This window comes from Rhodanobacter sp. OR87 (assembly GCF_000473345.1).
GTDB lineage: Bacteria > Pseudomonadota > Gammaproteobacteria > Xanthomonadales > Rhodanobacteraceae > Rhodanobacter > Rhodanobacter denitrificans.
This window is the reverse complement of the sequence record NZ_AXBJ01000006.1, coordinates 20,676-45,380: the sequence shown is the minus strand read 5'-3', so window position 1 is coordinate 45,380 and position 24,705 is coordinate 20,676. Positions and strand designations below refer to the sequence as shown.

20 protein-coding genes and 1 pseudogene are annotated in these 24,705 nt (G+C 66.4%); 10 read left to right on the top strand and 11 right to left on the bottom strand.

The window, feature by feature from the left end; all coding sequences use genetic code 11:
• Positions 1 to 19: 19 nt before the first annotated feature.
• Together RHOOR87_RS20925 and RHOOR87_RS19785 are read left to right on the top strand one after the other, a co-directional pair.
• Positions 20 to 544: a transposase gene (locus RHOOR87_RS20925; RefSeq protein ID WP_345775219.1), complete on the top strand. Its 525-nt coding sequence runs from the start codon at positions 20 to 22 to the stop codon at positions 542 to 544.
• Positions 450 to 917, top strand: a complete 468-nt coding sequence (locus RHOOR87_RS19785) for a hypothetical protein (RefSeq protein WP_345775221.1) — start codon at positions 450 to 452, stop codon at positions 915 to 917. Before RHOOR87_RS20925 ends, RHOOR87_RS19785 begins: the two co-directional genes overlap by 95 nt.
• 228 nt (positions 918 to 1,145) lie before the next feature.
• Here RHOOR87_RS19785 and RHOOR87_RS0107355 read toward each other — a convergent pair whose 3' ends face one another.
• From RHOOR87_RS0107355 to RHOOR87_RS0107345, 3 genes are all read right to left on the bottom strand, one after another.
• The gene (locus RHOOR87_RS0107355) at positions 1,146 to 1,976 is read right to left on the bottom strand and encodes a phosphosulfolactate synthase (RefSeq protein ID WP_007511860.1); all 831 of its coding nucleotides are present in this window, start codon (positions 1,974 to 1,976) and stop codon (positions 1,146 to 1,148) included.
• Positions 1,977 to 2,013: 37 nt separating this feature from the next.
• Positions 2,014 to 3,402: an MmgE/PrpD family protein gene (locus RHOOR87_RS0107350; RefSeq protein ID WP_027484655.1), complete on the bottom strand. Its 1,389-nt coding sequence runs from the start codon at positions 3,400 to 3,402 to the stop codon at positions 2,014 to 2,016.
• A 300-nt stretch (positions 3,403 to 3,702) separates the two neighbouring features.
• A complete protein-coding gene (locus RHOOR87_RS0107345; RefSeq protein WP_015448168.1) occupies positions 3,703 to 4,410 on the bottom strand; it encodes a transposase in 708 nt (235 codons plus the stop codon).
• Between the two features lie 861 nt (positions 4,411 to 5,271).
• Here RHOOR87_RS0107345 and RHOOR87_RS0107340 point away from each other — a divergent pair.
• From RHOOR87_RS0107340 to RHOOR87_RS0107320, 5 genes are all read left to right on the top strand, one after another.
• On the top strand, positions 5,272 to 6,831 hold the full coding sequence (locus tag RHOOR87_RS0107340) for an FAD-binding oxidoreductase (protein ID WP_231381743.1): 1,560 nt from the start codon (positions 5,272 to 5,274) through the stop codon (positions 6,829 to 6,831).
• The gene (locus tag RHOOR87_RS0107335; RefSeq protein WP_027484653.1) at positions 6,828 to 8,450 is read left to right on the top strand and encodes a glycerol-3-phosphate dehydrogenase/oxidase; all 1,623 of its coding nucleotides are present in this window, start codon (positions 6,828 to 6,830) and stop codon (positions 8,448 to 8,450) included. The genes RHOOR87_RS0107340 and RHOOR87_RS0107335 overlap by 4 nt, the downstream gene beginning before the upstream one ends.
• Positions 8,447 to 10,006, top strand: coding sequence for an FGGY-family carbohydrate kinase (locus tag RHOOR87_RS0107330; protein WP_027484652.1), 1,560 nt, complete (start codon positions 8,447 to 8,449; stop codon positions 10,004 to 10,006). The genes RHOOR87_RS0107335 and RHOOR87_RS0107330 overlap by 4 nt, the downstream gene beginning before the upstream one ends.
• A gap of 18 nt (positions 10,007 to 10,024) precedes the next feature.
• Positions 10,025 to 11,272: a helix-turn-helix domain-containing protein gene (locus RHOOR87_RS19045; RefSeq protein WP_231381742.1), complete on the top strand. Its 1,248-nt coding sequence runs from the start codon at positions 10,025 to 10,027 to the stop codon at positions 11,270 to 11,272.
• 243 nt (positions 11,273 to 11,515) lie between these two features.
• Positions 11,516 to 12,145, top strand: a complete 630-nt coding sequence (locus tag RHOOR87_RS0107320; protein WP_027484651.1) for a DUF6448 family protein — start codon at positions 11,516 to 11,518, stop codon at positions 12,143 to 12,145.
• Between the two features lie 286 nt (positions 12,146 to 12,431).
• Here RHOOR87_RS0107320 and RHOOR87_RS20720 read toward each other — a convergent pair.
• Together RHOOR87_RS20720 and RHOOR87_RS0107315 are read right to left on the bottom strand one after the other, a co-directional pair.
• Positions 12,432 to 12,536 (bottom strand): annotated as a pseudogene (locus tag RHOOR87_RS20720) (hypothetical protein); the annotation flags it as partial.
• A 225-nt stretch (positions 12,537 to 12,761) separates the two neighbouring features.
• Entirely contained in the window at positions 12,762 to 13,283 is a 522-nt protein-coding gene (locus RHOOR87_RS0107315) for a lipocalin-like domain-containing protein (RefSeq protein WP_027484650.1), read from the bottom strand.
• Between the two features lie 117 nt (positions 13,284 to 13,400).
• On the opposite strand from RHOOR87_RS0107315, the gene RHOOR87_RS0107310 reads away from it, so the two are divergent.
• The gene (locus RHOOR87_RS0107310) at positions 13,401 to 14,333 is read left to right on the top strand and encodes a LysR substrate-binding domain-containing protein (protein ID WP_051357940.1); all 933 of its coding nucleotides are present in this window, start codon (positions 13,401 to 13,403) and stop codon (positions 14,331 to 14,333) included.
• Between the two features lie 593 nt (positions 14,334 to 14,926).
• Here RHOOR87_RS0107310 and RHOOR87_RS0107305 read toward each other — a convergent pair.
• Positions 14,927 to 16,594, bottom strand: a complete 1,668-nt coding sequence (locus RHOOR87_RS0107305; RefSeq protein ID WP_027484648.1) for a tetratricopeptide repeat protein — start codon at positions 16,592 to 16,594, stop codon at positions 14,927 to 14,929.
• Between the two features lie 454 nt (positions 16,595 to 17,048).
• Here RHOOR87_RS0107305 and RHOOR87_RS0107300 point away from each other — a divergent pair, with 454 nt between their 5' ends.
• Entirely contained in the window at positions 17,049 to 17,852 is an 804-nt protein-coding gene (locus RHOOR87_RS0107300) for a hypothetical protein (RefSeq protein ID WP_015448157.1), read from the top strand.
• Between the two features lie 149 nt (positions 17,853 to 18,001).
• Here RHOOR87_RS0107300 and RHOOR87_RS0107295 read toward each other — a convergent pair whose 3' ends face one another.
• The 5 genes from RHOOR87_RS0107295 to RHOOR87_RS20595 form a co-directional block, all read right to left on the bottom strand.
• Positions 18,002 to 18,670 (bottom strand): chlorite dismutase family protein, encoded by a 669-nt coding sequence (locus RHOOR87_RS0107295; protein ID WP_015448156.1) that lies wholly within the window; start codon positions 18,668 to 18,670, stop codon positions 18,002 to 18,004.
• Between the two features lie 32 nt (positions 18,671 to 18,702).
• On the bottom strand, positions 18,703 to 19,185 hold the full coding sequence (locus RHOOR87_RS0107290) for a DinB family protein (protein WP_027484647.1): 483 nt from the start codon (positions 19,183 to 19,185) through the stop codon (positions 18,703 to 18,705).
• Positions 19,175 to 20,626 (bottom strand): protoporphyrinogen oxidase, encoded by a 1,452-nt coding sequence (hemY, locus tag RHOOR87_RS0107285; RefSeq protein WP_027484646.1) that lies wholly within the window; start codon positions 20,624 to 20,626, stop codon positions 19,175 to 19,177. The genes RHOOR87_RS0107290 and hemY overlap by 11 nt, the downstream gene beginning before the upstream one ends.
• On the bottom strand, positions 20,623 to 21,573 hold the full coding sequence (gene hemH, locus RHOOR87_RS0107280) for a ferrochelatase (RefSeq protein WP_007511833.1): 951 nt from the start codon (positions 21,571 to 21,573) through the stop codon (positions 20,623 to 20,625). Before hemH ends, hemY begins: the two co-directional genes overlap by 4 nt.
• A gap of 637 nt (positions 21,574 to 22,210) precedes the next feature.
• On the bottom strand, positions 22,211 to 22,585 hold the full coding sequence (locus tag RHOOR87_RS20595) for a hypothetical protein (protein ID WP_027484645.1): 375 nt from the start codon (positions 22,583 to 22,585) through the stop codon (positions 22,211 to 22,213).
• A 169-nt stretch (positions 22,586 to 22,754) separates the two neighbouring features.
• Between RHOOR87_RS20595 and RHOOR87_RS0107270 the strand changes: the two genes are divergently transcribed.
• Positions 22,755 to 24,614, top strand: a complete 1,860-nt coding sequence (locus tag RHOOR87_RS0107270; protein WP_007511829.1) for a hypothetical protein — start codon at positions 22,755 to 22,757, stop codon at positions 24,612 to 24,614.
• Positions 24,615 to 24,705: the final 91 nt, after the last annotated feature.

The window sequence follows — 24,705 nt, the reverse complement described above, 5'->3', positions numbered from 1 at the left end:
CTCAGCCATCCAAACGCACATGATGCAAGTCAGCACGCATCCCGCGCTGCCCCCCGCAAACCCGTACGAGAAGCTAACCGGGTCAGAGCCCCTTACCAAGAAGGTTTGGCCGGGCCGACGTGGGGACGAGGGAAGCCTGATAGGCGGGGCGGCGATGGGTTGCCAGGCTGACGTGGTGTTTGCCACGGAGAAGCCGGATGCCCCGCCAACCCAGGCCAGATCTTGCGGACGTGCCGCACATGTCGTGCAGCGAGGGAACGATCGACAGCCGTGTTTCTACGTGGAGGACGGCTATCGTCGTTACCTCGCCGGGTTGCGGGAATCCGCCATCCGTTACGGCTGTGTGGTGCACGCGTATGTGTTGATGACCAATCACGTGCATGTGCTGGTGACACCCTCATCGGCTGGTGCGGTGTCGCGGATGATGCAGTGGCCTCGGTCGGCAATACGTGGGTTACATCAACGGGCGGTATCGACGAACCGGCACGTTGTGGGAAGGCCGCTACAAGTCTTGTCTGGCCGATACCGAGCGCTACCTGCTTAGCTGTTATCGCTATATCGAGTTGAACCCGGTCCGTGCCGCCATGGTGGCTGACCCGGGGAACCATGCGTGGTCGAGCTATCACGCTAATGCGCAATTGCTGCCAGACGCGATGGTGGTCCCACACGCGGAATACCTGCGTCTTGGCGCTGATGCGGCGGAACGTTGCGTCGCCTATCGAGCATTACTCAAGGATGCATTGAGCGCGGATCGTCTGGCCGAGATTCGTGCCTATGTCCAACAGCAACGCGTGCTTGGTTCGCCGCGATTCCAGCGCGAGATAGAGGTGATGATGGGCCGTTGCGCCAGCGTCCGCCCTGCGCACCGCCCGAGACGCAGCAGTGAATCTGATGGAACGGGCTCTGACCCGCTTTAGTTGTAGTTGAGGCGTTCTGCCCGGTGTGGTCGGCGAGGGAGCGGCAGCTGGTGCGAGAATACACAAGCTCAAGCTTTGAAGGACACCGGAACGGGATTTAACTTCCTCCGTCCCGGTCCCGGTCTCGCCGCAGGGATGTTCAAATTGTCCCTGACACCTTTTGCACAACAGCGGTTGTCACCGGCAACCTGCCAGAACGCCGTGTTGCAGGTCCTCACCTCGGGTTACTTAGCCCTTTGCGGGTGCCGGATTGGCAATGCGGCCCCAAGTGGATTTGTTGCCCCAGATGTTCTGGCGCAGGCCTTCCAGCTGCAGGATCTGCGAGTGGTCGACAAACAGGTTGACCTCGTTGCCGTAGTTCTTGATGTACCACTCGAACACTAACGGGTCGGCCGACTCGAACATGACGTGCTCCAGGCCCACGCCGTTGATGATCGAAGCCGCCGCCGCGGTATTCCATGTCACCACGTTCTCGGTGATGCCTTCGGACTCGATCATGATGATGTCGGCGCCGGCATCCAGCGCGCTCTTGGCGCGATTGATCAGATCGCCCACATCCTTCTTGCCTTCGGCCGCCAACTCGGTCTCGGTGGAATCGCCGCCGGAGCCGAACTGGATGCCCAATTCCGGTTTGGCCTTGAGCCCGGCCTTCTTGACCTGCTCGATCAGGCGCAGCAGGCCGGAGGTGGGGATGGTGATGAAGCCGGTGGAAATTTCGATCACATCGAAGCCGACTTCCTTGGCTTCTTTCAGGTATTTGTCCACGGCGTCCGGGCCGTAGCGCAATACCGTTTCGATCCAGCCGCCCGAGGAAATGTAGGCGTTGTGCTTGTGTGCCAGATCACTGAAGGCACGTACCTGTTCGCGCGGCAGCAGGGCGAACGAGCCGCCGGCCCATTTGACGCCATCGACCCACTGGCCGGCGACGTCCAGCACGTCTTCCAGATGCCGCGTGCCATAGGTGGCGTAATACGGACCGCGGATTTCGGTCAGACCGAACGAGCGGGGTTTGTCGGGGCGATACGCGCGCGGAACGAAGTCGAAACTGGTGGTAGCCATGGTATTTCTCCTTTCGTTGCAGGGGGTAGTGCAGGGATCAGGCGGCAGCCGAGATGTGGCGCTGCGACGGAACCTTTGCCAGTAATGCGGTCAAGTCGCGCACGCTGTGGGTATCCAGCTCATGCACGGTGCGCGCGATCTTGTCGGCCAGTTCAGCGCCCGCAAAAGGCGTCACCAACCGATCGAATTTTTCACAGGCACTGGCCCAATCCAGCGGCTGCGAAGTGAACCCCTTGTAAGCCGCCGCGGTGGCAGAGAATATTTTCCCGTCGTTCAATTCCACTTCCACCTTGCTGGGCATTTCCTTCGGGAAGCGGGCGGAAAATGCGGCGTCCGGTGTCACCGTGGTTTTTTGCAGCAGCGCCTGCACGTCTGCGCCGACGATGCGTTCGGCAGCGTACTGGGCCGGTTGTACCTCGCCATCCAGCAACGCCACGGCCACCATGTACGGCAGCGAGTGATCCGCCTCTTCCTTGCTGCGAATATGCCATTTGTCGCCTTCCTCGCCACCGCCGATGATGTCGTAGGCGACCTGGAACGTGGTGATGTGCACCGCCCGAATTGCATCAGCGCGAAAACCGGGCCGAGCGGTGATCTCGATGGCTGCATCGATCGACGACTGCGAATGGATCTCCGCGTTGTGCTTCTTGATGATGGTGCGCAGGACGCTTTCCAGATCTTCGCGCGACCAGTCGATATCAAACGGGCCGGTGATGGTTTCCTTCAACCCCTTGTTGCCTTCAAACACCTGCTCGGGGCCGCTGATGCCCACGCTGGCCAGCAGCGCCGCGTGCGTACCTTCCTTGCCGACTTGCGGGTAGGCCAGGCCTTTCCAGTTCGACAGATTGCCGGTGCGGGTGACGCGCAGGGCGTTGTTGGCGGTGCCGGAAATGGCGATCGCGTTAGCCGTCTTGGACGCGTCGAGTTTCATTACCTTGGCGACCGCGGCGGCTACGGCGTATGCGCCTTGCACGGTGTGATCAAAACCTTTGGCTCGTACCGGCGCCACATCGGACAGCCGCGTATGCACCTGGTACGCCACTGCCACCGCGGTGAGCAAATCCTTGCCGCTGGCGTTGACGCTTTCGCCCGCCGCCAACACCGCACCGATGTTGTCCGATGGATGGCAGGTCTCGCCCGGGGCGAGGTAACTGTCCATGAAATCGAGATAGCGGCTGAGACCGATGTTGTAGAACGCCGCCCGGTCGGGCGCCGAGCTGCCACCGCCAATCAACGTGGAAGCGCTGTTGCCGCCGAGTGATTCGGTGAGCTTGCGGATCGCCCGCAGAGGTGGCGCATCGAGTGCGCCGATGGCAACGCCGAGCGTGTCGAGGATGCGGATCTTGATTTGTTCCACTGCCTGCGCACTGATTTGTACGTACTGGGCACCGTGGACAAAGGTCGCCAATTGCTGGACTTCAGTCATGGTCAGAGACTCTCCCTGGTCAAGAGGCGTATCGACACGCAAGCAAAATTTCACGCACGCGAAAGGGCACAGCTCGTCCGAGTGTCGATACGAATGATTCGCGTTACATGATGATGGACTGATCGTAGACGGGTCGTGGTGATCTGCATCAATCCCCAGTAAAAAGGCTTTGACGTAACCGTCCAGGCAGCAGCTGGAACAGCGACGAAAGGCGGCGGGTTGCCCCTTTATCGTGTGGTTCTGCTGCGCGCCGGGCGGGAAACCGGGACCGCGCCGGGCGGGAAACCGGGACGGAGGAAGTTAAATGCCTTTGGGTTTGTCTTGGTCTCGCCCCGGCCGCCCGGGTCGCCGCACATTCACCGGACGCCCCAAGGTTCTTTCCGCCATGGCCTGAAAGCGTTTGCTTCCAAAGGCGCGTTCCTGCTGCAGGTGCTGGCGAATGGCGATCAGCTCGTCGTCGCTGACGCCTTGTTTGAGCCATGTCCGATAGGCTTCGGCGCGCACCTGTGGCGTAGTCCCCATCTCGATGAAACAGGCGTGGGGTGTCACCAATGAGTCTTCGCAAAGTGCCAGGTTGGCGTGCACGCTGGACCAGTGGTGATGTTCGGGCCTCTCGACCATCGCGGCACGAACCGGGTTGAGCTCGATATACCGATAGGCGGCGAGCAGGTAGCGGTCCGAGTCGACCAGACTGGATTTGAAGCGCCCTTCCCACAGCGTTCCGGTGCGCCCATGGCGACGGTTGAAAGCGGTGACATAGGCCTGACCCAGTTGGCGCATGCCCAGCGATACCTGGCCGGACTCGTCGGAACTGACGAGCAGGTGCACGTGATTGCCCATCAAAACGTAGGCGTGAATGCGCAGACCGTGGCTCGCGGCGCTCTCGCCCAGCAGACGGAGATAGTGGCGCCGGTCTTCGTCATCAAGAAAGATGGCGCATCGATTGACCCCACGTTGGGTGATGTGGAGCGGTACCCCGGGAATTTCCAGGCGAGCTTGGCGAGGCATGTGAGGGACCGTGGATTGGTACCCCAGTGTCCGCGTGCACAGCAGCGGATGGCATCGGCAAGACCAGATGGTGCGGGTAAGTGCAAGCCGGGTTTCAGGGTCGCTTAACTTCCTCCGTCCCGGTTTCCGCGGTTTCCGCTGTCCCGGTTTCCGGTTTCTGTTTCTGGCCTAGACCAGATGGTGTGGGTAAGTGCAAGCCGGATTTCAGGGTCGTTTAACTTCCTCCGTCCCGGTTTCCGAGGCATGTGAGGGACCGTGGATTGGTACCCCAGTGTCTGCGTGCACAGCAGCGGATGGCATCGGCAAGACCAGATGGTGTGGGTAAGTGCAAGCCGGGTTTCAGGGTCGTTTAACTTCCTCCGTCCCGGTTTCCGGATTTCAGGGTCGTTTAACTTCCTCCGTCCCGGTTTCCGGTCCCAGTTTCCCCCGGCCGGGATGTCCGACGCGGTCTGGATCATGTCGGGCGTGATCTTCGCCGCATCCCGGCTCGTCGGAGGCGCCGCGAATGCGGTGATGGAAAAGAGGCAGGCAAGCGAAACAAGCGCCGAGCCCAGAGCGGCAGTCTTCATGTGCTGGGGGTCCTCATGGAGGGGGTTGCGTTCGCAACTATGGGAACGTCGGCAGGGATTTTGCAATCCGCCGGTGGCGGCACCGGCCGCGCCCATGGCCAATACCGCGCCGCTCGGTTTCAGGAAATTGCGTGTGCTCCGATCGTTGTTCACCGGAGCCGCCATGGGTGACGGCGAGGGACCGAAGGGGTGCAGAAAACCGGGCGACATGCGCGATAGTATGGAGTGTCGGCGACAGCACTCGGAGTGGGCAATGCGGCGTTGGAACGGCTGGGGCGAAGAGACGACCGTCATGGCTTTGCCGGCCGCCGGCGAGGCGTTTCTCGCCGCGCGGGTGGGCCCCGGCCAACGGCTGGCCGATGCCAGCTTGGCGCAGGTGCTGGGCACGGTGCCGGTTTCGCGACTGCCGGCGCATCCGTTGGTCAGCGTGGGTGCCGAGGAGCGCGTGCGGCATGCCCGCGGGCAGAGCCTGCCGGACTGGTTGGCGATGCGCTCCGGCGAGTTCGGCATATTTCCCGACGGCGTCGCCTGTCCGGAAACCGCCGCCCAGGTCCGCGAGCTGCTGGACTGGGCCAGGACGCACGACGTGGTCGTGATTCCCTACGGCGGCGGCACCTCGGTGGTTGGCCACATCAACCCGCAGGCGTCCGCGCGGCCGGTGCTGACGGTGTCGCTGGAACGCCTGAACCAGCTGTTCGAGATCGACGAGGACAGCCTGCTCGCCACCTTCGGCCCGGGCGCCAACGGGCCGCAAGTGGAAAGCCAGTTGCGCGCACACGGCTACACGCTGGGCCATTTTCCGCAATCGTGGGAGCTGTCCACGCTGGGTGGCTGGGTGGCCAGCCGTTCCAGTGGCCAGCAGTCGCTGCGCTATGGCCGCATCGAGCAGCTGTTTGCCGGCGGCACGCTGGAAACCTTCGCCGGCCCGTTGGTGATTCCGGCCTTCCCGGCGTCCGCCGCCGGGCCGGATCTGCGCGAGCTGGTACTGGGCTCGGAAGGTCGCTTCGGCATCCTCTCCGAGGTCAAGGTGCGGATCACCCGGCTGGCCGCGCAGGAGCATTTCTATGCGGTATTCCTGCCCGACTGGAACCAGGCGATGCAGGCGGTCCGCCAGCTGGTGCAGGCGCGCGTGCCGCTGTCCATGTTGCGCCTGTCCGGCGCGGTCGAGACACAGACCCAGCTGGTGCTGGCCGGCCAGCCGCGGCCGATGGCCTGGCTGGAAAAGTATCTGGCGTTGCGCGGTGCCGGTGACGGCAAGTGCATGCTCACCTTCGGCGTCACCGGCAACCGCGTGCAGAACGCAGCCTCGCTGCGGCAGGCCAGAAAGCTGCTGAAGGGTTTCGGCGGCGTGTTCACCGGCCGGGTGCTGGGCCGCAAGTGGGCGGAGCACCGCTTTGGGTTCCCGTATCTGCGGCACAGCCTGTGGAGCGCCGGTTACGTGGTGGACACGCTGGAAACCGCCACCGACTGGAGCAACGTCGACAACCTGCTGCAGCAGGTCGAAGCGAGTCTGCGCGAGGGCCTGGCTGCCGAAGGCGAACGGGTGCACGTGTTCACCCATTTGTCGCACGCCTACGGCGAGGGTTCGAGTCTGTACACCACCTACGTGTTCCGCCCAGGTGCCAGTTATGCCGAAGCGCTGGCGCGTTGGCAGCGCCTCAAGCACGCGGCCAGCCTGACCATCGTCGGCCAGCGCGGCACCATCAGCCATCAGCACGGGGTGGGTCGCGACCACGCCGCGTACCTGCCGGTGGAGAAGGGTGCGCTGGGCATGGCCACGCTGCGGGCGTTGTCCGCACATTTCGATCCGCAGCAGCAGCTGGTGCCCGGCGTGCTGATCGAGCAGTCGTGAGCAACACCGCCTGGAACGCTGCCTGGCGTGAACATGCGCTGCCCGGGCTGGCGGCGCAGGAGTGGGATCTGCTGGTGGTCGGTGGCGGCATCTGCGGCGCCGGCATCCTGCGCGAGGCGGCGCGGCGCGGCTGGCGCTGCCTGCTGCTTGAGCAACGCGATTTCGCCTGGGGCACGTCCAGCCGCTCGTCGAAGATGGTGCACGGCGGCCTGCGCTACATCGCCAAGGGCCAGTTCGGGCTGACCCGTGCTTCGGTGCATGAACGCCAGCGCCTGCTGCACGAGGCCCCCGGGCTGGTCGATCCATTGAGCTTCGTGCTGCCGCATTACCGCGGCGACTTCCCTGGGCCGAAAGTTTTCGGCGGCCTGCTGACGGTGTACGACGCGCTGGCCGGCCAGCGCCGCCATCGCTATTACCCGCCGCCGCCGCTGCGCTATCTGGCACCGGGTCTGAAACAGCAAGGTCTGCTCGGCGGCACGCGCTTCCTTGACGCGGTGACCGATGATGCACGCTTGGTATTGCGCGTGCTCGGCGAGGCGCGCGCCGACGGTGGCGAGGCGCTGAACGGCATGCGGGTGGTAGAGCTGTTGCGCGTGGACGGCCGGGTCGTCGGCGTGCTCGCCGAGGACGCCGAGAGTGGCCGGCGCTACCGCTTCCACAGCTTGGCGGTGGCCCAGGCGACCGGGGCGTGGGCGGATCAGTTGCGCCACCCGAGCCACCCCGGGCATATCCGCCCGCTGCGCGGCAGCCATCTGCTGCTGCCGGCGTGGCGGCTGCCGGTGGCGCACGCCATCAGCTTCATGCACGCCGCCGACCGGCGGCCGGTGTTCGTGTTTCCGTGGGAAGGCGCCACCGTGGTGGGCACCACCGATCTCGATCATCACGACCCGCTGGACATGGAGGCGCGCATCAGCACCGAGGAGCTGGATTACCTGCTCGCCGCGATCGCGCAGGTATTCCCCGGCGCGCGGGTCCGCGCCGGCGACGTGCTGTCCACCTGGGCCGGCGTGCGGCCGGTGGTCAGCGCCGGCGCGCTAGCCCGCAAACCCTCCGACGAAAACCGCGAGCACGCACTGTGGATCGAACCGGGCTGCGTGACGCTGGCCGGCGGCAAGCTGACCACCTTCCGCCCGCTCGCGTTGGAAGTGCTGCGCGCTTGTGCCGGATTCGTCGGCCGCGCGCTGGGTGACCCGCCGGCGGCGGTGTTCGGCCCGTGCCAGCCGCTACCGTTGCCGATGCTCAGCCCGGCCCGGCAGCGACGCCTGCGCGGGCGTCACGGGCGAGCGTTGCCAGGATTGCTGGCGCTGCTGGCGAGCGTCGGCAGCGAACGGGTCGGCGCGACCGAAACGCTGTGGGCGGAGTTGGCGTGGGCGGCGGACAACGAACTGGTGCTGCACCTCGACGACCTGCTGCTGCGGCGAACCCGGCTGGGCCTGCTGCTGGCCGGCGGTGCGCTGGCCGAGCTGCCGCGCATCCGCGCGTTGTGCCAGCCGCGGCTGGGCTGGAGCGACCAGCGCTGGGAGCGTGAGCAGCAGGATTATCTGGCACTCTGGCGGCGTTGCTACAGCCTGCCCGAGCCCGTGGCAGTGCGGCAACCAGCGGAGGGCGCGGAGCCATGAGCGGGCAAGGCTACCTGCTGGCGATCGACAACGGCACCCAGAGCGTGCGCGCGTTGCTGTTCGATATGGACGGCCATTTGATCGGCAAGGGCAAGGTCGAGCTGCAGGCGTACTACTCCACCCAGCCGGGCTGGGCCGAACAGGATCCGGAGTATTACTGGACCAGCGTGGGCGAGGCCTGTCGGCGCTTGTGGGCGCAGCTGGACATCGACCGCAGCCTGATCAGGGGCGTGTCGCTGACCACCCAGCGCGGCACCGTGATCAACGTCGACGAACACGGCCGGCCGCTGCGCCCGGCGATCCTGTGGCTGGATCAGCGCCGCGCCGAGGTGCGTGGCCGGATCAAGGGGCCGTGGGGCTGGCTGTTCAAGCTGGCCGGCGCGCAGGCGACGGTGGATTATTTCCGCGCTCAGGCCGAGGTCAACTGGGTTGCCCAGCAGCAGCCGGAAATCTGGGCGAAGACCCACAAGGTGCTGTTGCTGTCGGGCTTTCTCAGTCAGCGCCTGTGCGGGCAGTATGTCGATTCGGTGGCCTGTTGCGTGGCCTACCTGCCGTTCGATTACAAGCGCCTGCGCTGGGCGGCGCCGCGCGACTGGAAATGGCAGGCGATGCCGGTGCATCGTGCGCAGTTGCCGAAGCTCTGCAAGCCGGGCGAGCAGCTTGGCCGCATCAGTGCCGAAGCCAGCCGCCACACCGGCATTCCGGAAGGTCTGCCGCTGATTGCCGCCGGCGCCGACAAGGCCTGCGAGGTGCTTGGCGCTGGCGGCGTCGAGCCGGACACGGCCTGCCTGTCCTATGCCACTACCGCCACCATCAACACCACCCGGCGCAGCTATCTGGAAACGGTGCCGATGATTCCACCGTATCCGGCCGCGGTGCCCGATCACTTCAATACCGAGGTGATGATTTACCGCGGCTTCTGGATGGTCAGCTGGTTCAAGCAGGAATTCGGCCTGCGCGAGATGCAGCGCGCGCAGGCGTTGGGCGTCGAGCCGGAGGCGTTGTTCGACGAGCTGGTCAACGCGGTGCCGCCCGGTTCGATGGGGCTGACGCTGCAGCCGTACTGGTCGCCCGGCATCCGCGATCCGGGGCTGGAGGCCAAGGGCGCGATCATCGGCTTCGGCGATGTGCACACCCGCGCGCATGTCTACCGGGCGATCCTGGAAGGCCTCGCCTACGCGTTGCGCCAGGGCAAGGAGAAGATCGAGCGGCGCTCGGGCACCCGGATCACCCGGCTGCGTGTTTCCGGTGGCGGCTCGCAAAGCGAGGCGGCCATGCAGCTCACCGCCGACGTCTTCGGCCTGCCGGCCGAACGCCCGCAGGTCTACGAAACCTCCGGCCTGGGCGCGGCGATCTGCTGCGCGGTGGGGCTCGGCCTGCATCCGGATTTCCCGGCCGCGATCAGGGCGATGACCCGGGTCGGCCAGGTGTTCCAGCCCGACCCGCAGGCGCAACGCATCTACCAGCAGCTGTATGCCGAGGTGTATCTGCGCATGTACCGCCAGCTGCGGCCGCTGTACCGGAAGATCCGCCGGATCACCGGCTATCCGGCCTGAATCGACGAGGGGCGCGCCATGCAGTTTTCGCTGATCGACATCCTGCTGGTGACCAGCATCATCCAGGCGCTGGCACTGGCCGCGTTCCTGCTGCTGCCCGAGAACATCCGCACGACCAGCAATCGGCTGCTGCTGGTCACTCTGATCAGTTTTGCCGGCGGTCTGACGGAAATCCTGTTTTACGGCACCGGGCTCACGCTGCGCCATCCAGGGCTGGCCTATCTCGGCACGCTGCTCGGGTTGCTGCAGGCTGGCACGCTGTATCTGTATGCCAAATCGCTGATGCTCCGCGATTTCCGCTTGCGCAAGGAGCACTTGGTGCACACGTTGCTGTTCTGGGTGGTCGCTGCGGTGTTGATCGTGGAGTACTACCAGCAGCCGAGCGCAATCAAGCTGCAGATCCTGCAGCGGCGCGATTATCCGGGTGTGCTGACCTCGCCGCTGCTGGCGGTGGCCATCCACGCCGTGGTGCTTGGCTACCTGTACGCAACCATCCGCGCCATTTCGCGTTTCGGTGCGGGCCTGCGGCGGGTTTTTTCCGATCTCGAGAACAAGCAGCTGTCGTGGCTGCGCTCGCTGCTGCTGGGTTATTTCGCGGTGTGGCTGGTGAGCTTGCTGTACTGCCTTTCCGCACACATCTTCAAGCGTCCCGGCGAGGCGGATTGGGTGGTGGGCTTTGCCGGCGTGACCGGGTTCGTGTTCGTCAATTACCTGCTGCTCAATGCATTGCGCCAACCGGTGATCTTCCGCGGACTGGATGCCGAGGAAGCGGCGCTGCTGGAGGAGGTGGCGGCAGCCGCATCGCCGCCGCCTGCGACGGTGGCCAACGACGATCAGGCGCTCAGGCAGCGACTGCAGCAGTACATGCGCGAACAGCGCCCCCATCTGGGCTCCAACCTGACCGTGGCGCAGCTCGCCCGCGCGCTGGCCGTGGCGCCGCGCGAGCTGTCGCACCTGCTGAACCAGGGCTTCGACCAGAATTTTTTCGAGTTCATCAGTGGCTACCGAGTGGAAGAGGCGAAGGCCCGGCTGGCGGATCGCACCTGCACGGACACGATCCTGCAGGTGATGTACGACGCGGGCTTCAATTCGAAATCCGTCTTCAACACGGCGTTCCGCAAATCGACCGGCATGACCCCCAGCCAGTACCGCGCTGCCCACGTTCAGTCGCCGCCGGTGCGCCGCTCGACTGACGGGCCGAACCACCCGGTGGCGCGATCCCGGCGAACGGCGGTGTCCGGCAGGCACGACGAAACCTGCGGGTAGTCCGGTCCGCCATGGCAAGGCAGCGGCGGCCTTCGGATCGACTTTCGGTTGTGCTCAAGGTCGAACCAGCAACTCTTTGTTTATCAGGCAAATAACGCCTTGATCTTGGAGGCGTTCGAGTGCGTGCGTGCGAACGACGCCGCCACTGGCGGACCCCATCATGGTTCCCAGCGAAGGGATCGGGCCGCGAACTGTCGGTACCGGCTCGGCGCTTCGTTCCGAACCATTCAACAGGAGCACTCCATGAACTTTTCCATCTTGCGCCAACGCGTGATCGCCGTCGGCGTCGCCGCCGCACTCGGCCTCGGCATGGTCGGAACCGCCTCCGCCCACTGCGATGCGGCAGACGGCCCGGTCATCACCCAGGCTACCGTCGCCCTCAATACCGGCGACATCACCCCGCTGTTGAAGTGGGTGCCGGAAACCGAGGAGGCGACCGTCAAGCGCGCCTATGCGCAGGCCCGCAAGCTGCGTCAGCTGAGCCCGGAAGCCCGCCAGCTGGCCGACATGCACTTCTTCGAAACGCTGGTTCGAGTCCATCGCGCTTCGGAGGGCGTGGCCTTCGACGGCGTCATCAAGCCCGCCGGCGGGATCGAGCCAAGCGTGGCCGCCGCCGATGCCGCCCTGAAGGGCGGCAACGTCGATGCACTCGTCACCGAAATCACCGGCAAGATCGAGCACGGCATCCGTGCGCGCTACGCGGCGGCACGGGCGGCACGGGCCAGCGCCGATACCAGTGTCGCGAACGGCCGGGCCTACGTGAACGACTACGTGCAGTACATCCACTACGTCGAGAATGTGGATCGGGTGGGGGCAGGCACCGCCCATGGCGCGGAGGAGCACAGCGTGGCCGTGGCGCAAGACGCGCACTGAGTACGGCTGGCGGTACCTCGGATTGGCCGGTCCGGTTGGCGTCCTCCCGACGCCAGCCGGACCGGCGGTTTCTACCAGGTTGCGAGACCGTGTCGGCGCGCCATGCGTCGATAGTAGATCGGGTTGCCGATCGCCATGAGAGCCGCGCTGATCGGGGCCGTCCACAAGAACGTCGAAAGGGTGGCGGATGTCCCGTGATGGGGCGGAGCAGCGCCATGAGTCCGAAGACAACCCACAGGACGAGAACCAGCAACACGCCCGAAACGGCCGATATCGCGATCATCGCCGGTAATTTCAGAAACGGTGGAGGCGGCAGGAATATGCCTACGGAGCACAAGCCGGTCCAGATCGGCGGCGCGAAGTTGCTCCGAGCAATTCCGCCGCCCTGCATATGCCGCAAGTACGCCTCGATACGTTGGCTGGGCTGCATGTCGTGGATTCCGAACAGGGGCGCTCTCTCGAGCGCGGTGGCTGGCTTGCGCGCAACCTGACCCGTCTGCAGGATATCGGCAGGCCTCGCTGTCGGACAGGCGGTTAGCGCCAGCCCTTGCCGGAACAAGGCAGGCAGAGTGCACGTTCTCGGCAGCGTCGCCTCTGCCCCGGTTTTACGGGCGGCTCAGTCGCCGATGCGCCGCCAGACCGACATCGGCACGTTGCCGTCCGGACGCGGCGGTACCCGGTAGCTGAGCGTGTCGCCGCGCAACTCGAAGGCGCGGCTTTGCTGCTGTCCCTCCCAATTGGGGAAGGAGGCGCCTTCGATATGGAACACCAGCTGGTGCCGGCCCGGATCGACCGCAAGCATGCCGTAGTGGGTGCTTGCGCCCATCACGGCCGCCCGATATTCCTGCGCGCTGGCCTTGGCCTTGTCCGGGTTGGCGAAGCGCGGGCGGTCGGCACGGAAAATCTGCAGCGAGTAGTGACCCGCGCGGTCGATCAGCAGCAGCCCCTTCGGCGCATCGCCGTAGTCGTGCGAGCGCGTGCCGTCCGGATGCAGCACGTCGGCCGCCACCAGCGTCCAGGTGCCGGCAAGCGAAACATCGCCGCGGGCATCGGCCGCCCCGGCGCCGGAGGCCCAGGCTAGGCCGGGCAGCAGACAGGCGAGGGCGGCAAGGCGGGAGAAGGTACGGTACAGGCTCATGGGGTTTTCCTCTTTCGAATCGGGTGGCGCATGCGTGGGTGAGGCGCCGATCGTAGGGCTTGCCGAAACGCGGGAAAACCGAATAATTCGAGGGTAATACTTTCGAATTGCTTACCGATGCCGCTCCCCAATCTCGACATGGACGCGTTGCGCAGCCTGGTGGCGATCCTGCACCTGGGCGGACTGGCGCGTGCCGCGGAGCGGGTCGGGCGCTCGCCCTCGGCGATCAGCCAGCAGATGCGCAAGCTGGAGTTGCAGCTGGGCCAGCCGCTGTTCCGCAGGCAGGGCCGCCGCGTGGTGCTGACCGAGGCGGGCGACCGCGTTCTCGCCTACGCGCGGCGCATCCTGGAACTCAATGACGAAGCGGTCCACGCGGTGCGCGGTGCGGCGATCGACGGCACGGTGCGCTTCGGCCTGCCGGGCGATTTCGCCGAGTCCTGGTTGCCGATGGCGTTGGGGCAGTTCCGGAAGGCCTACCCGGCGGTGCGGGTGGATGTGCTGGTCGAACGCAACGGGCTGCTGCTCGAACGGCTCGACCGCGGCGAGCTCGACCTGGTGCTTGCGATGAACCAGGGCGGGCGCGCGGACGCCGAGCGTCTGGCCACGCTGCCGATGACCTGGATCGGACCGGCAGGTACGGGCGAGGTCGTGCGGCCGGATACGGTGCTGGATCTGGCGCTCTACCAGCCGCCGTGTTTCTTCCGTCAGGCGGGTACGGCGGCGCTGGATCGGGCCGGCATCGCCTGGCGGCCGGCTTTCGTCACCGCCAGCCTGCACAGCCTGTGGGCCGGCGTGGCCGCGGGCCTGGGCATCACCGTGCGCACGGGTGCCGACCTGCCGCCCACGCTGATGCGCCTGGATGAACGTCACGGCCTGCCGTCGCTGCCGGGCGTGGAGCTGTGCCTGCATGCCGCCCCCGGCTCGCCGTCGGCGGCGCTGAGCCACCTGCGGCAAGCGGTGATGGAGCAGGCACGGACGCATCTGCGCAACAAGAGGACGATGCTCGGCAGCGCGTCCTCGCCGGGACCTTCACGCCGCCAGGCCCGCTAGGCTGCCGCGCGCATCCGGGATCGTGGTCTTGCGCAAGGAAGGCGGGGCGAGGCGCGCTCAGCTTGTCTTTCCGCAAGCCGGGACGCACGTGCACGCTTGACCGGCGGTACCGCTCGGGCAGCGCCACCATGGCCGCGCACGGGACTGAGCTCGAGGTAAGGGTGGGCGGTCATCGGGCAACGGTCGGTGTCGACCAGGCAGGACTTGAACCGTCCCCGCCAGGGTATGCCGGCACGTCGATGGCAGTTTGCGGCCCGGCGGCGCCGGCAGCCGGTGCCCGTGGTTGCCCACGAAAACGTAGGCATGTGCGTCCGGCAACTGCTCGGCCATGGCTTCGCGCAGCAGGTCGTGGACGTGGTTGCGGTCGAGGTCGTCGACGAAGATCGCGCAACGATTGACGCCACGCCGGGCGACATGAAGGGGTGCCCCGGGAAGCTGGAGGCGCGGACGACGTGGCATGCCGCAGGCTTGCTGTCGATGGCTCACCCGCGCCGTCGGGAGGCCGGAGCAACGGCGCCAGGCCGCGTCGGAAGGCCTGGTTGCCGGATTCCCTCCGCCCCTTTGGGACGCCCCGTTTCCCTTTGCAGCAGCGCTCAGTACCGCGCCGCCGTCAGCGGCGCATCGGCCCACTGCCACGCGGCCACCTGCCGCGCTGACGTTTCGCGCGCGGCATCCGCCTGACCGAGTTCCTGCTGCGCCTGCGCCAGGCCGAACAGCGACCAGCCGTTGAGCGGGTAGGTCTTCAGGTCCTGCTCGAAGGCTTCCGCCGCGCCCTTGGCGTCGCCCGCTTCGAGCAGCGCGGCACCCAGGTAGGGGCGGACCGGCAGCGGCCAGTCGGCCGGTTCGTTGTAGGCCAGGGCATCTTCGGCGGCCGCCGCTTCGCGCAGCACAGTGATGGCCTGCGCGTGCTTGCCCCGCGCACGCAGCAGTTCGCCGCGCAGCAGGGCATCGGCGACGCGCAGCACGCCGTCGGCGTGGTTGATGTCGAAGAAGCTCACCTTGGCCATGGCCGGGTCGATGGCGATCGCGTGCAGCGCGGCGGCCTCGCGCGCGGCCTCGGCCAGGGCACCGTTGCGCGCCTGGGCCATGCCGCGGGCGAAGTGGCGGATCGCGGCGGGGTACGGCAGTGCCGGCGGCGCGGCGGTATCGGCGAGGATCGCGTCCCAATCGCCGAAGCGGACCCGGGTGAGCAGCGGCGTGACCACGAACTGCTGCATGAACTCCATCGGCGCCGCGCCCATCGCGGCACGGTCGGCGCGCCGGGCGGTCTGCTCGGCCGCCTGCAGCGCCAGCGTGCGCGAGCCGGTCAGGCCGGTGGTCATGCTGGCGAAGTGCCAGTTGTGCGGCACGTAACCCAGCGGGTAGACGCCGTTGCTGCCGCGGCACATCGCCAGGAAATCCGTGTCCGCGGTGGTGGCGGCGAGGTTGGTCAGGGTGGCGTCGTGGTAGCGGCCGACGCGGATGTAGGTGTGCGCGGGCATGTGCACCAGATGGCCTGAGCCGGGCGCCAGCGCCGCCAGCGCATCCGCCCAGGGTTCGGCGCGCCGTGGGTCGGGCGAGGACTCGGTGGCGTGGATGTAGTAGTGCATCGCGCCGATGTGGCGCGGGTTGCGCGCCAGCACGCGTTCCAGTTCGCCGAGCAGGCGCGGGGTGAACTCGGCCGGGCTGCCGTCCTTTTCCCAGTACGCCCAGGGCGAGAGGTCCATCAGCGCTTCCGCATACAGCGTCGCCGCGTCGTCGTCTTCGGGGAACTGCTCGACCACGCGCGCCATCGCGTCGGCATAGGCACGGTCCAGCGGTGCGCGATCCGCCGGCGCCGGGTCGGCATAGCGCAACTGCAGCGCCTGGATCAGCGCGCGATCGACCGGGCGTGCGGTGGCGGCCAGGCGCGCGGCGCGCGCGGCGAGGGCAGTGGCGTCTTTCGCGTGCGCCGGGTCCATCGGCAGGTTGATGTTCGGCCCCAGCACCAGGGCCTGGCCCCACACGCACATCGCGCATTGCGGGTCCAGCCGCGCCGCCTCGGCAAAGGCGCGCCCGGCCGCCTCGTGGTTGAAGCCGTAGGCCATGCGCAGGCCCTGGTCGACATAGCGCTGCGCGGCGGGCACGCGGGTGGCCACGTCGTGGTGCAGGTCGCCGAAGGTATCGAACAGCGGCGGGGTGGCTTCGGCGGCGGATACCGCGTCGCGGGTCGCCTTCGGCGCCGGATCGCAGCCCACCAGCAGGACCGCCAGCAGCGGCAGGAGCAAGGGTCGACGGATCATCGTGGTTCTCCCATGGTCGGGTTCGGGCACAGGGGGAAGCGACGGATAGCCTAGCCCGAGTCGGCGGGAAAAGGGCGCGCGATTTCCGCTTTCCGCGCACGGGCCGGTTCGTCGCGATCCGGTCCAGAACCGGGCGGCAACACCTTCCACGGCCACATTGTCCGTGGCAGTTTTTGGCCATCCAGCCGGCTGTTGCGGCTCCACTCCGGAAGGCTCACCATGGGCGACGTGCGCGAATGCTTCGCCGTGTTCGATCGCGCGCCATGTGCGATGAAGTAGTGAGGGGGAAACAACGTTTCGGGGCAGGCACGAACGCCACCGCGCTCCTGGGTTTCCCCGGGTAAATGGCGGCGCGATGTGCCATCGGGCTCAGCCGTGCTCCCGGCACCGTGATCGACACGGTGGCCGATCCGGGCCGAGCCGTCCGCTGTGGAAAGAGCTAATCGGGGGCGTCATGACCACGAACCACGCGCAAGCGCTCTATGTGCCTGCCAGGCCGTTTGCCCTGGCGATCGACCGCTGGATCTGGGTTTTCATGGCGGCTTTCTTCATCGCCATTACGCTGGCCGGCTTCATTCCGGACTCGCTCGGCAAACTTGCCATGGTGCGGGCCGGGGCAAGGCCGCCGTTCCCGCCGATCTTGCACGTGCACGCGGTCCTGATGGGCGCCTTCCTGCTGTTGCTGCTCACCCAGGCCTGGCTGATGGCGACCGGCCGGCGCGATCGACACATGCTGCTGGGGCGCGCGGCCTTCGTGCTCGTTCCGGCCATCGTCGTGGTCGGCTTCATCCTCGTCCCGACGATCTACCAGCAGGTCTGGAACGGCGCCCAGGCAGCACCGCCGCCGGTGCGGGAACAGTTGCGGCAGACGCTTCATTTCCTCGACAACATCGCGTTGCTGCAGACGCGCATCGGCATCTTCTTTCCGCTCTGCATCGTGCTGGCGTTGCGGGCACGGCACGCCGATCCCGGCTTTCACAAGCGGATGATGTTCCTGGCCGTCGCCACGCCGTTGCAGGCGGCGATGGACCGGATCGCCTGGCTGCCGACCACCGCCCCGGTCAGCCCGCTCTCGACCGATCTCTACACGCTGCTGGCGGTATCACCGCTGTTCGTGTGGGACGTGGCCCGGCATCGGACGGTGCACCGGGCCTACCTGGTATGGCTGGGCCTGTACCTGCCTTTCGCCGTCGCCGTCCACCTGCTGTGGGACACGCCGGGATGGCACGCGCTCGTGCCGCGGATCCTGGGGCCGTGAAGGGTGCGGCGACGGGGCGGCACCGGCGGCGCTCTCCGCCGGGTGACTGCTGCCACGCTGCGCCGTGACGGTGGCCGAAGCCGTCGGCCTGAAGGCCCGCGAACTGGGCGTAGGTCGGAGTGGCCACCTCCCGGTGCCACCCCTCGTTGTCAGCCATATTGCAACAGGCCGGCTTCCAGTTCGAAATACCGCCCCACGATAAAGGGGTGCTCGTCCTGCATATACAGTCTCGACTTGGACTCCCGCAGCTTTCGCACGCAGTCGACGAGCCGTTGCAGATCGTTGGTTTCGAAGGTCAACAGCCACTCGTAATCGCCGAGCCCGAAGCCATAAACGCCATTGGTGAGGATGTCGGGCGTGAATTCGTGGCCGATATCGCCATGATCCCCTATGAGTGCTTTGCGCTCCCATTTCGGCAACAGATAATATTCCGGCTTGCGAATGAAGGGGTAAAAGCACAGGTATTCCCTCGGCCGCATGCCGATCGCGAAGGACGTCGGGTGTTCGGAGAATTCGAACGGCTTGGTGACTCCGGTAAAGGCGTGGGGCGTGGTTATATACCGGCCAAAGGACGAGCGCCTGATCTCCAGCTGCAGATCCTGGATGTCGTTGAAATGATCGGCGAACATCCAGAAGAGGATGTCCGTATGGGCCTGGAAGCCCTGGACCACGTAGGTTCCACGCAATCCCACCCGGTCTTCGTATTTCCGGAAGATGTCGACCACTTCCTTGATGGCGGCGATCCTGTCGCCCTTCTCCGATTCGTGCCATGCCGACGTGTACTTTATCGCCAGCTGTGCGGTGTACTGAGTTCGCATGTTGGTTGCTTTCCGTGACTATGTTGGGAGTGTCAAAGCGACTGCCTGATCGCCGCAATCTGCTTGCCGTGAAGCTCGTCGTGGATCCAGATGGTGTCGAGCAGGTTCTTCAGGCTGACCCTGCCGAAGGCGGGATGCTCCAGTGACCGCTCGGCCAGGACGCATTCGTGCGTTTCGTTGAATACCGACTGCAGGTCCCTGAAGCGCGATTCCTCCAGCAAGCGGATCAGCTGCGCCTTGGTGAATCGCTCGGCGGTTGCCTGCTCCTCGTCGCAGCCTTGCTGCAGGCCGGCCGCCAGAAGCGACGCGTCCTTTTCCTCGACCTTCCCGCTGCGGGACTGCAGTGCATCGAGCACCATGGCCGCGGTTTCCCGCTCGCTCGCGTAAAGGTGGTGAACGATCTGGCCGATCGAGGGCCCGCCGGTATGCGGCTTCGCATTCAACTGCTCTTCCGTCAGGCCTTCGAGGCTGTCCAGGAGCTTCTCGCGAGTCGTGCCAAGGTTTTCAATCAACATGTGATGCCTCTCGTGAGTTCAACAGGTTTCTTTGCGCCAGATGGTCGACCAGGTCGTGCGCGACCTGCTCCCCCTGTCGAATGCAGTCCGGCAGGCCCACGCCTCCGTAGGTGGCGCCGGCCAGGAAGACGCCAGGGAACTGCGTGGCGATGGTCCTGCGGGTGTCCCCGAGGCGCTCGAGATGGCCTACCGAGTACTGCGGCATCGCGTGCTTCCAGCGGGTCACCTGGTAAAAGGCCGGTGTTTCGCGAAGCGCCATGAGGTGCCGCAAATCGGCCATGACGGTGTCGACGATGGTGGCGTCGGACTCGTCGACAAGTTGCGCGTCATGCGGGCCACCGATGTAGCAGCGCAGTAACGCCGCGCCGTTCGGGGCCACGTGAGGCCATTTGAGGTGCGCCCAGGTGCACGCCGTGATCGCATGCCCCGACCCGCGTGGCACTACGAAGCCGGTGCCGTTCAGCGACATGCCTGCGGTTCCCTGCGGGAACGCCATCACGACATTGGCGACGGACGTCGGCGGAGTCAGCAGCACGGGCGAGATGGCATTTCCTGCGGCAGGAAACAGCTTCACGGCGGCGGAGCCCGGTACGGCCAGGATGATCGAGCAGGCGTCCAGCGTGCGCCCATCGTCCAGCTCCACGCGATAGTGCCCGCCCTGCCTGCGGATGGCTCTTGCGGGGCTGCCTTTCATGATCGTGCACGACTTCAGGCGACTTTCGATCCGCGCGGTCAGTGACTGCAGCCCCGTCTTGAAGCTGAGGAATTGCCCCTGGGCTTTGCCGGCGGGCGCCTGCTTGACATGGGCGTATGCTCCGCTCATCGCGCGGATCAGGCTGCGGCGGTTTTTGCTCAGTTGATGGATCTGCGGGAACAGGGCCTGCAGGCTGTAGTGGTCGATGTCGCCGGCGTAGATGCCCGACAGCAGCGGCTCGATCAGGCGATCGACGATGTGATTCCCCAGATGCCTTCGGAAAAAATCGCCGACCGGCTGGTCGCCGCCGGTTTCCTTCCGCGGCCAGAACAGATCCTGGACTACCCGCATCTTGCCTAGCGGGGAGAGCAGCGGCGACCTCAAGAGCGGCCACAGCCTGACGGGAATGCCCATCATCGTGCCGGCAGGGATCGGATAGAGCCGATCGCCTCGCGCGATGAAGGCCTGCCCCGTGTGGTTGCGTACCAGCTCGTTTTCCAGGCCGATGTCCTGCACGAGCTGGTAGGCGCTCTTCTTGCTCGCCACGAAGGAGTCGGGGCCGTGTTCCATCAGGAAGCCGTCGCGGATAGTCGTCCTGATCTTCCCGCCGAGCCGAGGCTCCGACTCCAGTAACGCAAGCCTCGGCGCCGAGCCCATGTCCTCCAGTCGGCGTTGCAGATAGAAGGCCGCGGTGAGTCCAGTGATGCCGCCACCGATAATGGCGGCGTGCAGCGGCTGCCCGGTCATGCGGGCACCCCCGCCTGGTGCGCCAAAGCGTCGCTTGCCGCGTCGGCCAGGCAATCAATGAACAGGGTGGCGGTGTTTGGCATGGCGGGACGGATATAACGCCCTCCCAGGGCCGTTACGACCGCCCGGCATTCGACGTCCAGGTCGTAGAGAACCTCGAGATGGTCGGCGACGAATCCGGTCGCACAGTAGACGAAGGTGCGGTAGCCGCCGCTGCTCCACAGATCACGGGTCAGCTCGCGGATGTCCGGGCCCAGCCACGAATCCGCGGTTCTTCCTGCGCTCTGCCATCCGGTTGCGTAGTGTTTCAGGTGTGCCGCCTGGGCGATTGATCGTGCGCTTTCTTCCAGCTGGCGCGGGTAGCGGTCGGGGGGACCCAGCATCGCCGCGGGCAAGCTGTGCGCGGAGAAAATGACGACGGTCGTGCGCAGGTCATCCTCGGGGATGACCGCGAGGGCAGTCCGGATCTGCTCGGCCCAGTAACGTACGAATTTTCCTTGCCGGCACCAGTCGGACACGACCGTTATCGCAGGTCCGCCCAGCCACGCAGCTGCACCCTGTGCGCGCTCGCCGTAACCGTGGACGCTGGCGTTGGCATCGTAAGGTGCCAGCGCCAGGGCAACGGCCTGCGTGATGCCATCGTGGTGCATGGCTTCGACGGCATCTTCAATGAACGGCTCCGCGTGTTTCAGACCGATGTACAGCTTGAATCGCTGATCGGCGTGGCGGGCATTCAGCCGTGTCGCCAGCGCGTCTGCCTGCGCTTTCGTGATGCGGGCGAGCGGCGAGGTGCCGCCAATGGCCTGGTAGCGGTTCCTGAGCTCCTGCAATAGCGCGTCGGATGGACGCTGTCCGTGACGGATGTGGGTGTAGAAGGAATCGATGGAGTCGGGACCGTGCGGCGTGCCGTACGCCATGAGCAGCAGCCCGGTGGTTTGTTGCGACATGGCGTCGCGTTCCCTCTGTATGGGTCTTCCGACATTCATGGGTAATCCCGGAAATAATCCTTCCCGGGGTCTGTCCTGGCGGGTCGAGGTCGAGTGGTACGACCGTTGTCGCAAAAGCCCGGTCGCGTATGGGATGCACTCTTGTGGCCATGCACTCGATGCATGGCGGGATACCGTGCAGCGTGAATGCGACGGCAGCTCGAAATCGCATCGATACTCTCCTTCCCGGAGAGTTGTCGCTTTTATACGACCCGGCCCTGTGGGCCGCACTGATACAGATCAGCCGGTGATTTTCGTGCGGTGCCCCTCGGCTTGGCGCGAGAGGCGGAAGTCGGCGCGCCGCCGCGCCGCCGCTCGCAGGGTCCGCAGCGCCTTCGGGCTCTTTTCATCATGGTCAATATGGGTATCGGCGCGTGGCGTAGCTTGAGCTCGTCCAGACGGGCGATTTCGGCCCATGCCCAAGCTTCCATCCGTTGTTCGTTCTACCTGGCCCCGCTGGATGGCGCGGCGTTGCCCGCGTTCCTGCCCGGCCAGTTCCTGACCTTCGCCGCCGTCGCCGGGGACGACCAGGCCAGCCCGCTCGTCCGCTGCTGTTCGCTGTCCGCGCCGCCCGATCCGACGCACTATCGCATCACGGTCAAGCGCACGCCGGCTCCGGCCGGCCGGAGCTTCCGGCGGGAAAGGTCGCGAACCATTTCCATGACGCGGTGCACGTCGGCGACGTGCTCAAGGTGAAGGCGCCGGCCGGCCGCTTCGTGCTCGATCCCGGCCTCGACGTGCCGGTGGTGCTGATCGCCGGCGGCATCGGGATCACGCCCCGCTGTGCATGCTGCGCGGGTGTCTCGCCGCGCAGCCCGGGCGTCGCGTACACCTCTACTACGGCGTGCGCAGTGCGCGGGAACAGGTGTTCGGCCAGCGGCTGGCGGCGCTGGCGCAAACCCATCCGGCCTTCCGTCTGCACGCGGTGTGCAGCAACCCCGCGCCCGCGGATCGGCGGCTTCGGCGCCGGCATGCCGGCGCGAACCGGCTGGTTCCAGCGGGGGGATGGCGACTTCCCTCGGGCGCGCGTATCGTGGCCGGGCGCATATGTCCAATATGCGTACTTGCGTGGACGCCCGTCGGCACGACCGACCCCGACGTCCCAGGGGACGCGGTCACCTACTCACGAACGGGAGACCGACATGATGAAGACTCGACTGCTCGTCGCAGTGGCGGCCGTGGCGTTTGCCACCGGCGCGCTGGCGGCGACGCCAACCACCCTCAAGCTGCACAAGGCAGGTACCACCACGCCCACGACCACGCCCGTGGGCGGGCAGGCGCTGACGAACCTGGAACTGGATCCGGCCATGACCGCGGGAGAGGCCGGTTCGGGCGCCGGCGGCGAACTCGGGCCGCAGCCAGTGGTGAACCGCAGCATTGCCCGCGGTCACGCCGGCAGCAACCGGATGGGAACGGCCCGCCGCGCGAAGGCGAACCCGCAGCTGCTGGGCGGTTTCGATGGCCTCGATTTCCATGACCAGCGTTATGCCAACGGCGGCAACCAGTTCTCGGTGGAGCCGCCCGACCAGGGCCTGTGCGCCGGCAACGGCTTCGTCATGGAAAGCGTCAACGACGTGCTGGCGATCTATGACAAGGCCGGCAACGAGCTCGTCGGTCCGGTCGATCTCAACACCTTCTACGGCTACCCCGCGGCGATCAACCGCACGACCGGGGCGTACGGGCCGAGCATCACCGACCCGTCCTGTTACTACGATGCCGGCACGCAGCGCTGGTTCCAGGTCGTGCTCACGCTGGACCGCGTCGGCACCACCTCGTCGCTGGCCGGCACCAACCATCTGGACATCGCCGTCAGCCAGAGTGCCGACCCCACTGGGGCCTGGACCATCTACCGGCTGCCGGTGCAGAACAACGGCACCGACGGCACGCCAGACCACAGCTGCGCGGGCGGCTTCTGCCTGGGCGATTACCCGCACATCGGCGCCGATGCCCATGCGATCTTCCTGACCACCAACGAGTTCGCGCTGTTCGACAACGGCTTCTACGGCGCGCAGATCTACGCCATCTCCAAGCAGGCGCTGGCAACCGGTGCCGCTGCGCCGAACGTGGCGCTGTTCAACGCTGGCGACCCGAGCATCCCCGCGCCCGCATTCACGGTCTGGCCGGCCATCTCCTCCGGCGGGCAGTATGTCGACACGCGCGGCGGCACCGAGTACCTGCTGAGCTCGGACGCGGTGTTCTACGACTCGGGCGTCTCGAACACGCTGTGGCTGTGGTCGGTGTCGAACACGCAGGCCATCGACAGCGCGCCGGCGGCGCTGACGCTGAACGTGTCGCCGCTGACCGTGCAGACCTATGCCGTGCCGAGCAGCCTGGCGCGGCAGAAGCCGGGCAGTGCGCCGCTGCGCGACTGCTTTGCCCTGACCGGCTGCGCGCCGACCTATCTCGGCTACCCGAACATCGTCTATCCGGCGCCGCGCCCGATGGCGGTGAACGACTCGCGCATGCAGCAGGTGAGCTACGCCAACGGCAAGCTCTGGGGCACGCTGGATACCGACGTGCTGCTGGCCGATGGCAGCCACGGCTCGGGCATCAACTACTTCGTCATCAATCCGGCGTCCGGCGGTCTCTCCGCCAACGGTACGCTGGCCTTGCCCGACGCGAACCTGACCTACGGTGCGGCGGCCGTCACGCAAAGCGGGCGCGGCGTCATCGCGTTCACCGTGGTCGGCCCGAACGATCATCCGGGCGCCGGCTATGCCGGGCTGGACGCGAAGCTCGGCGCCGGCGAGGTGCATATCGCCGCGGCGGGTGCGGGGCCGTGGGACGGCTTCACCGGCATCCCCTACCTCGCCGGCGATCGTCCGCGCTGGGGCGATTACGGCGCGGCGGCGGCCGACGGCAACACGATCTGGACTGCCTCCGAATACATCGCCCAGACCTGCACCCTCAGCCAGTACCTGACTGCCCCGCGGTTCCAGTGCGGCGGTACGCGCGGTGCGCTGGGCAACTGGGCCACCCGCATCTCGGCGATCGGTCCGTGAGCCGGCTGCGTCCCCGCCGCGGCGTCGAAAAGCGCGTGGGCGGGGGCGGGCCACACAAGGCGTGCCGCCAGTCAGGCACGCCAGGCACCTG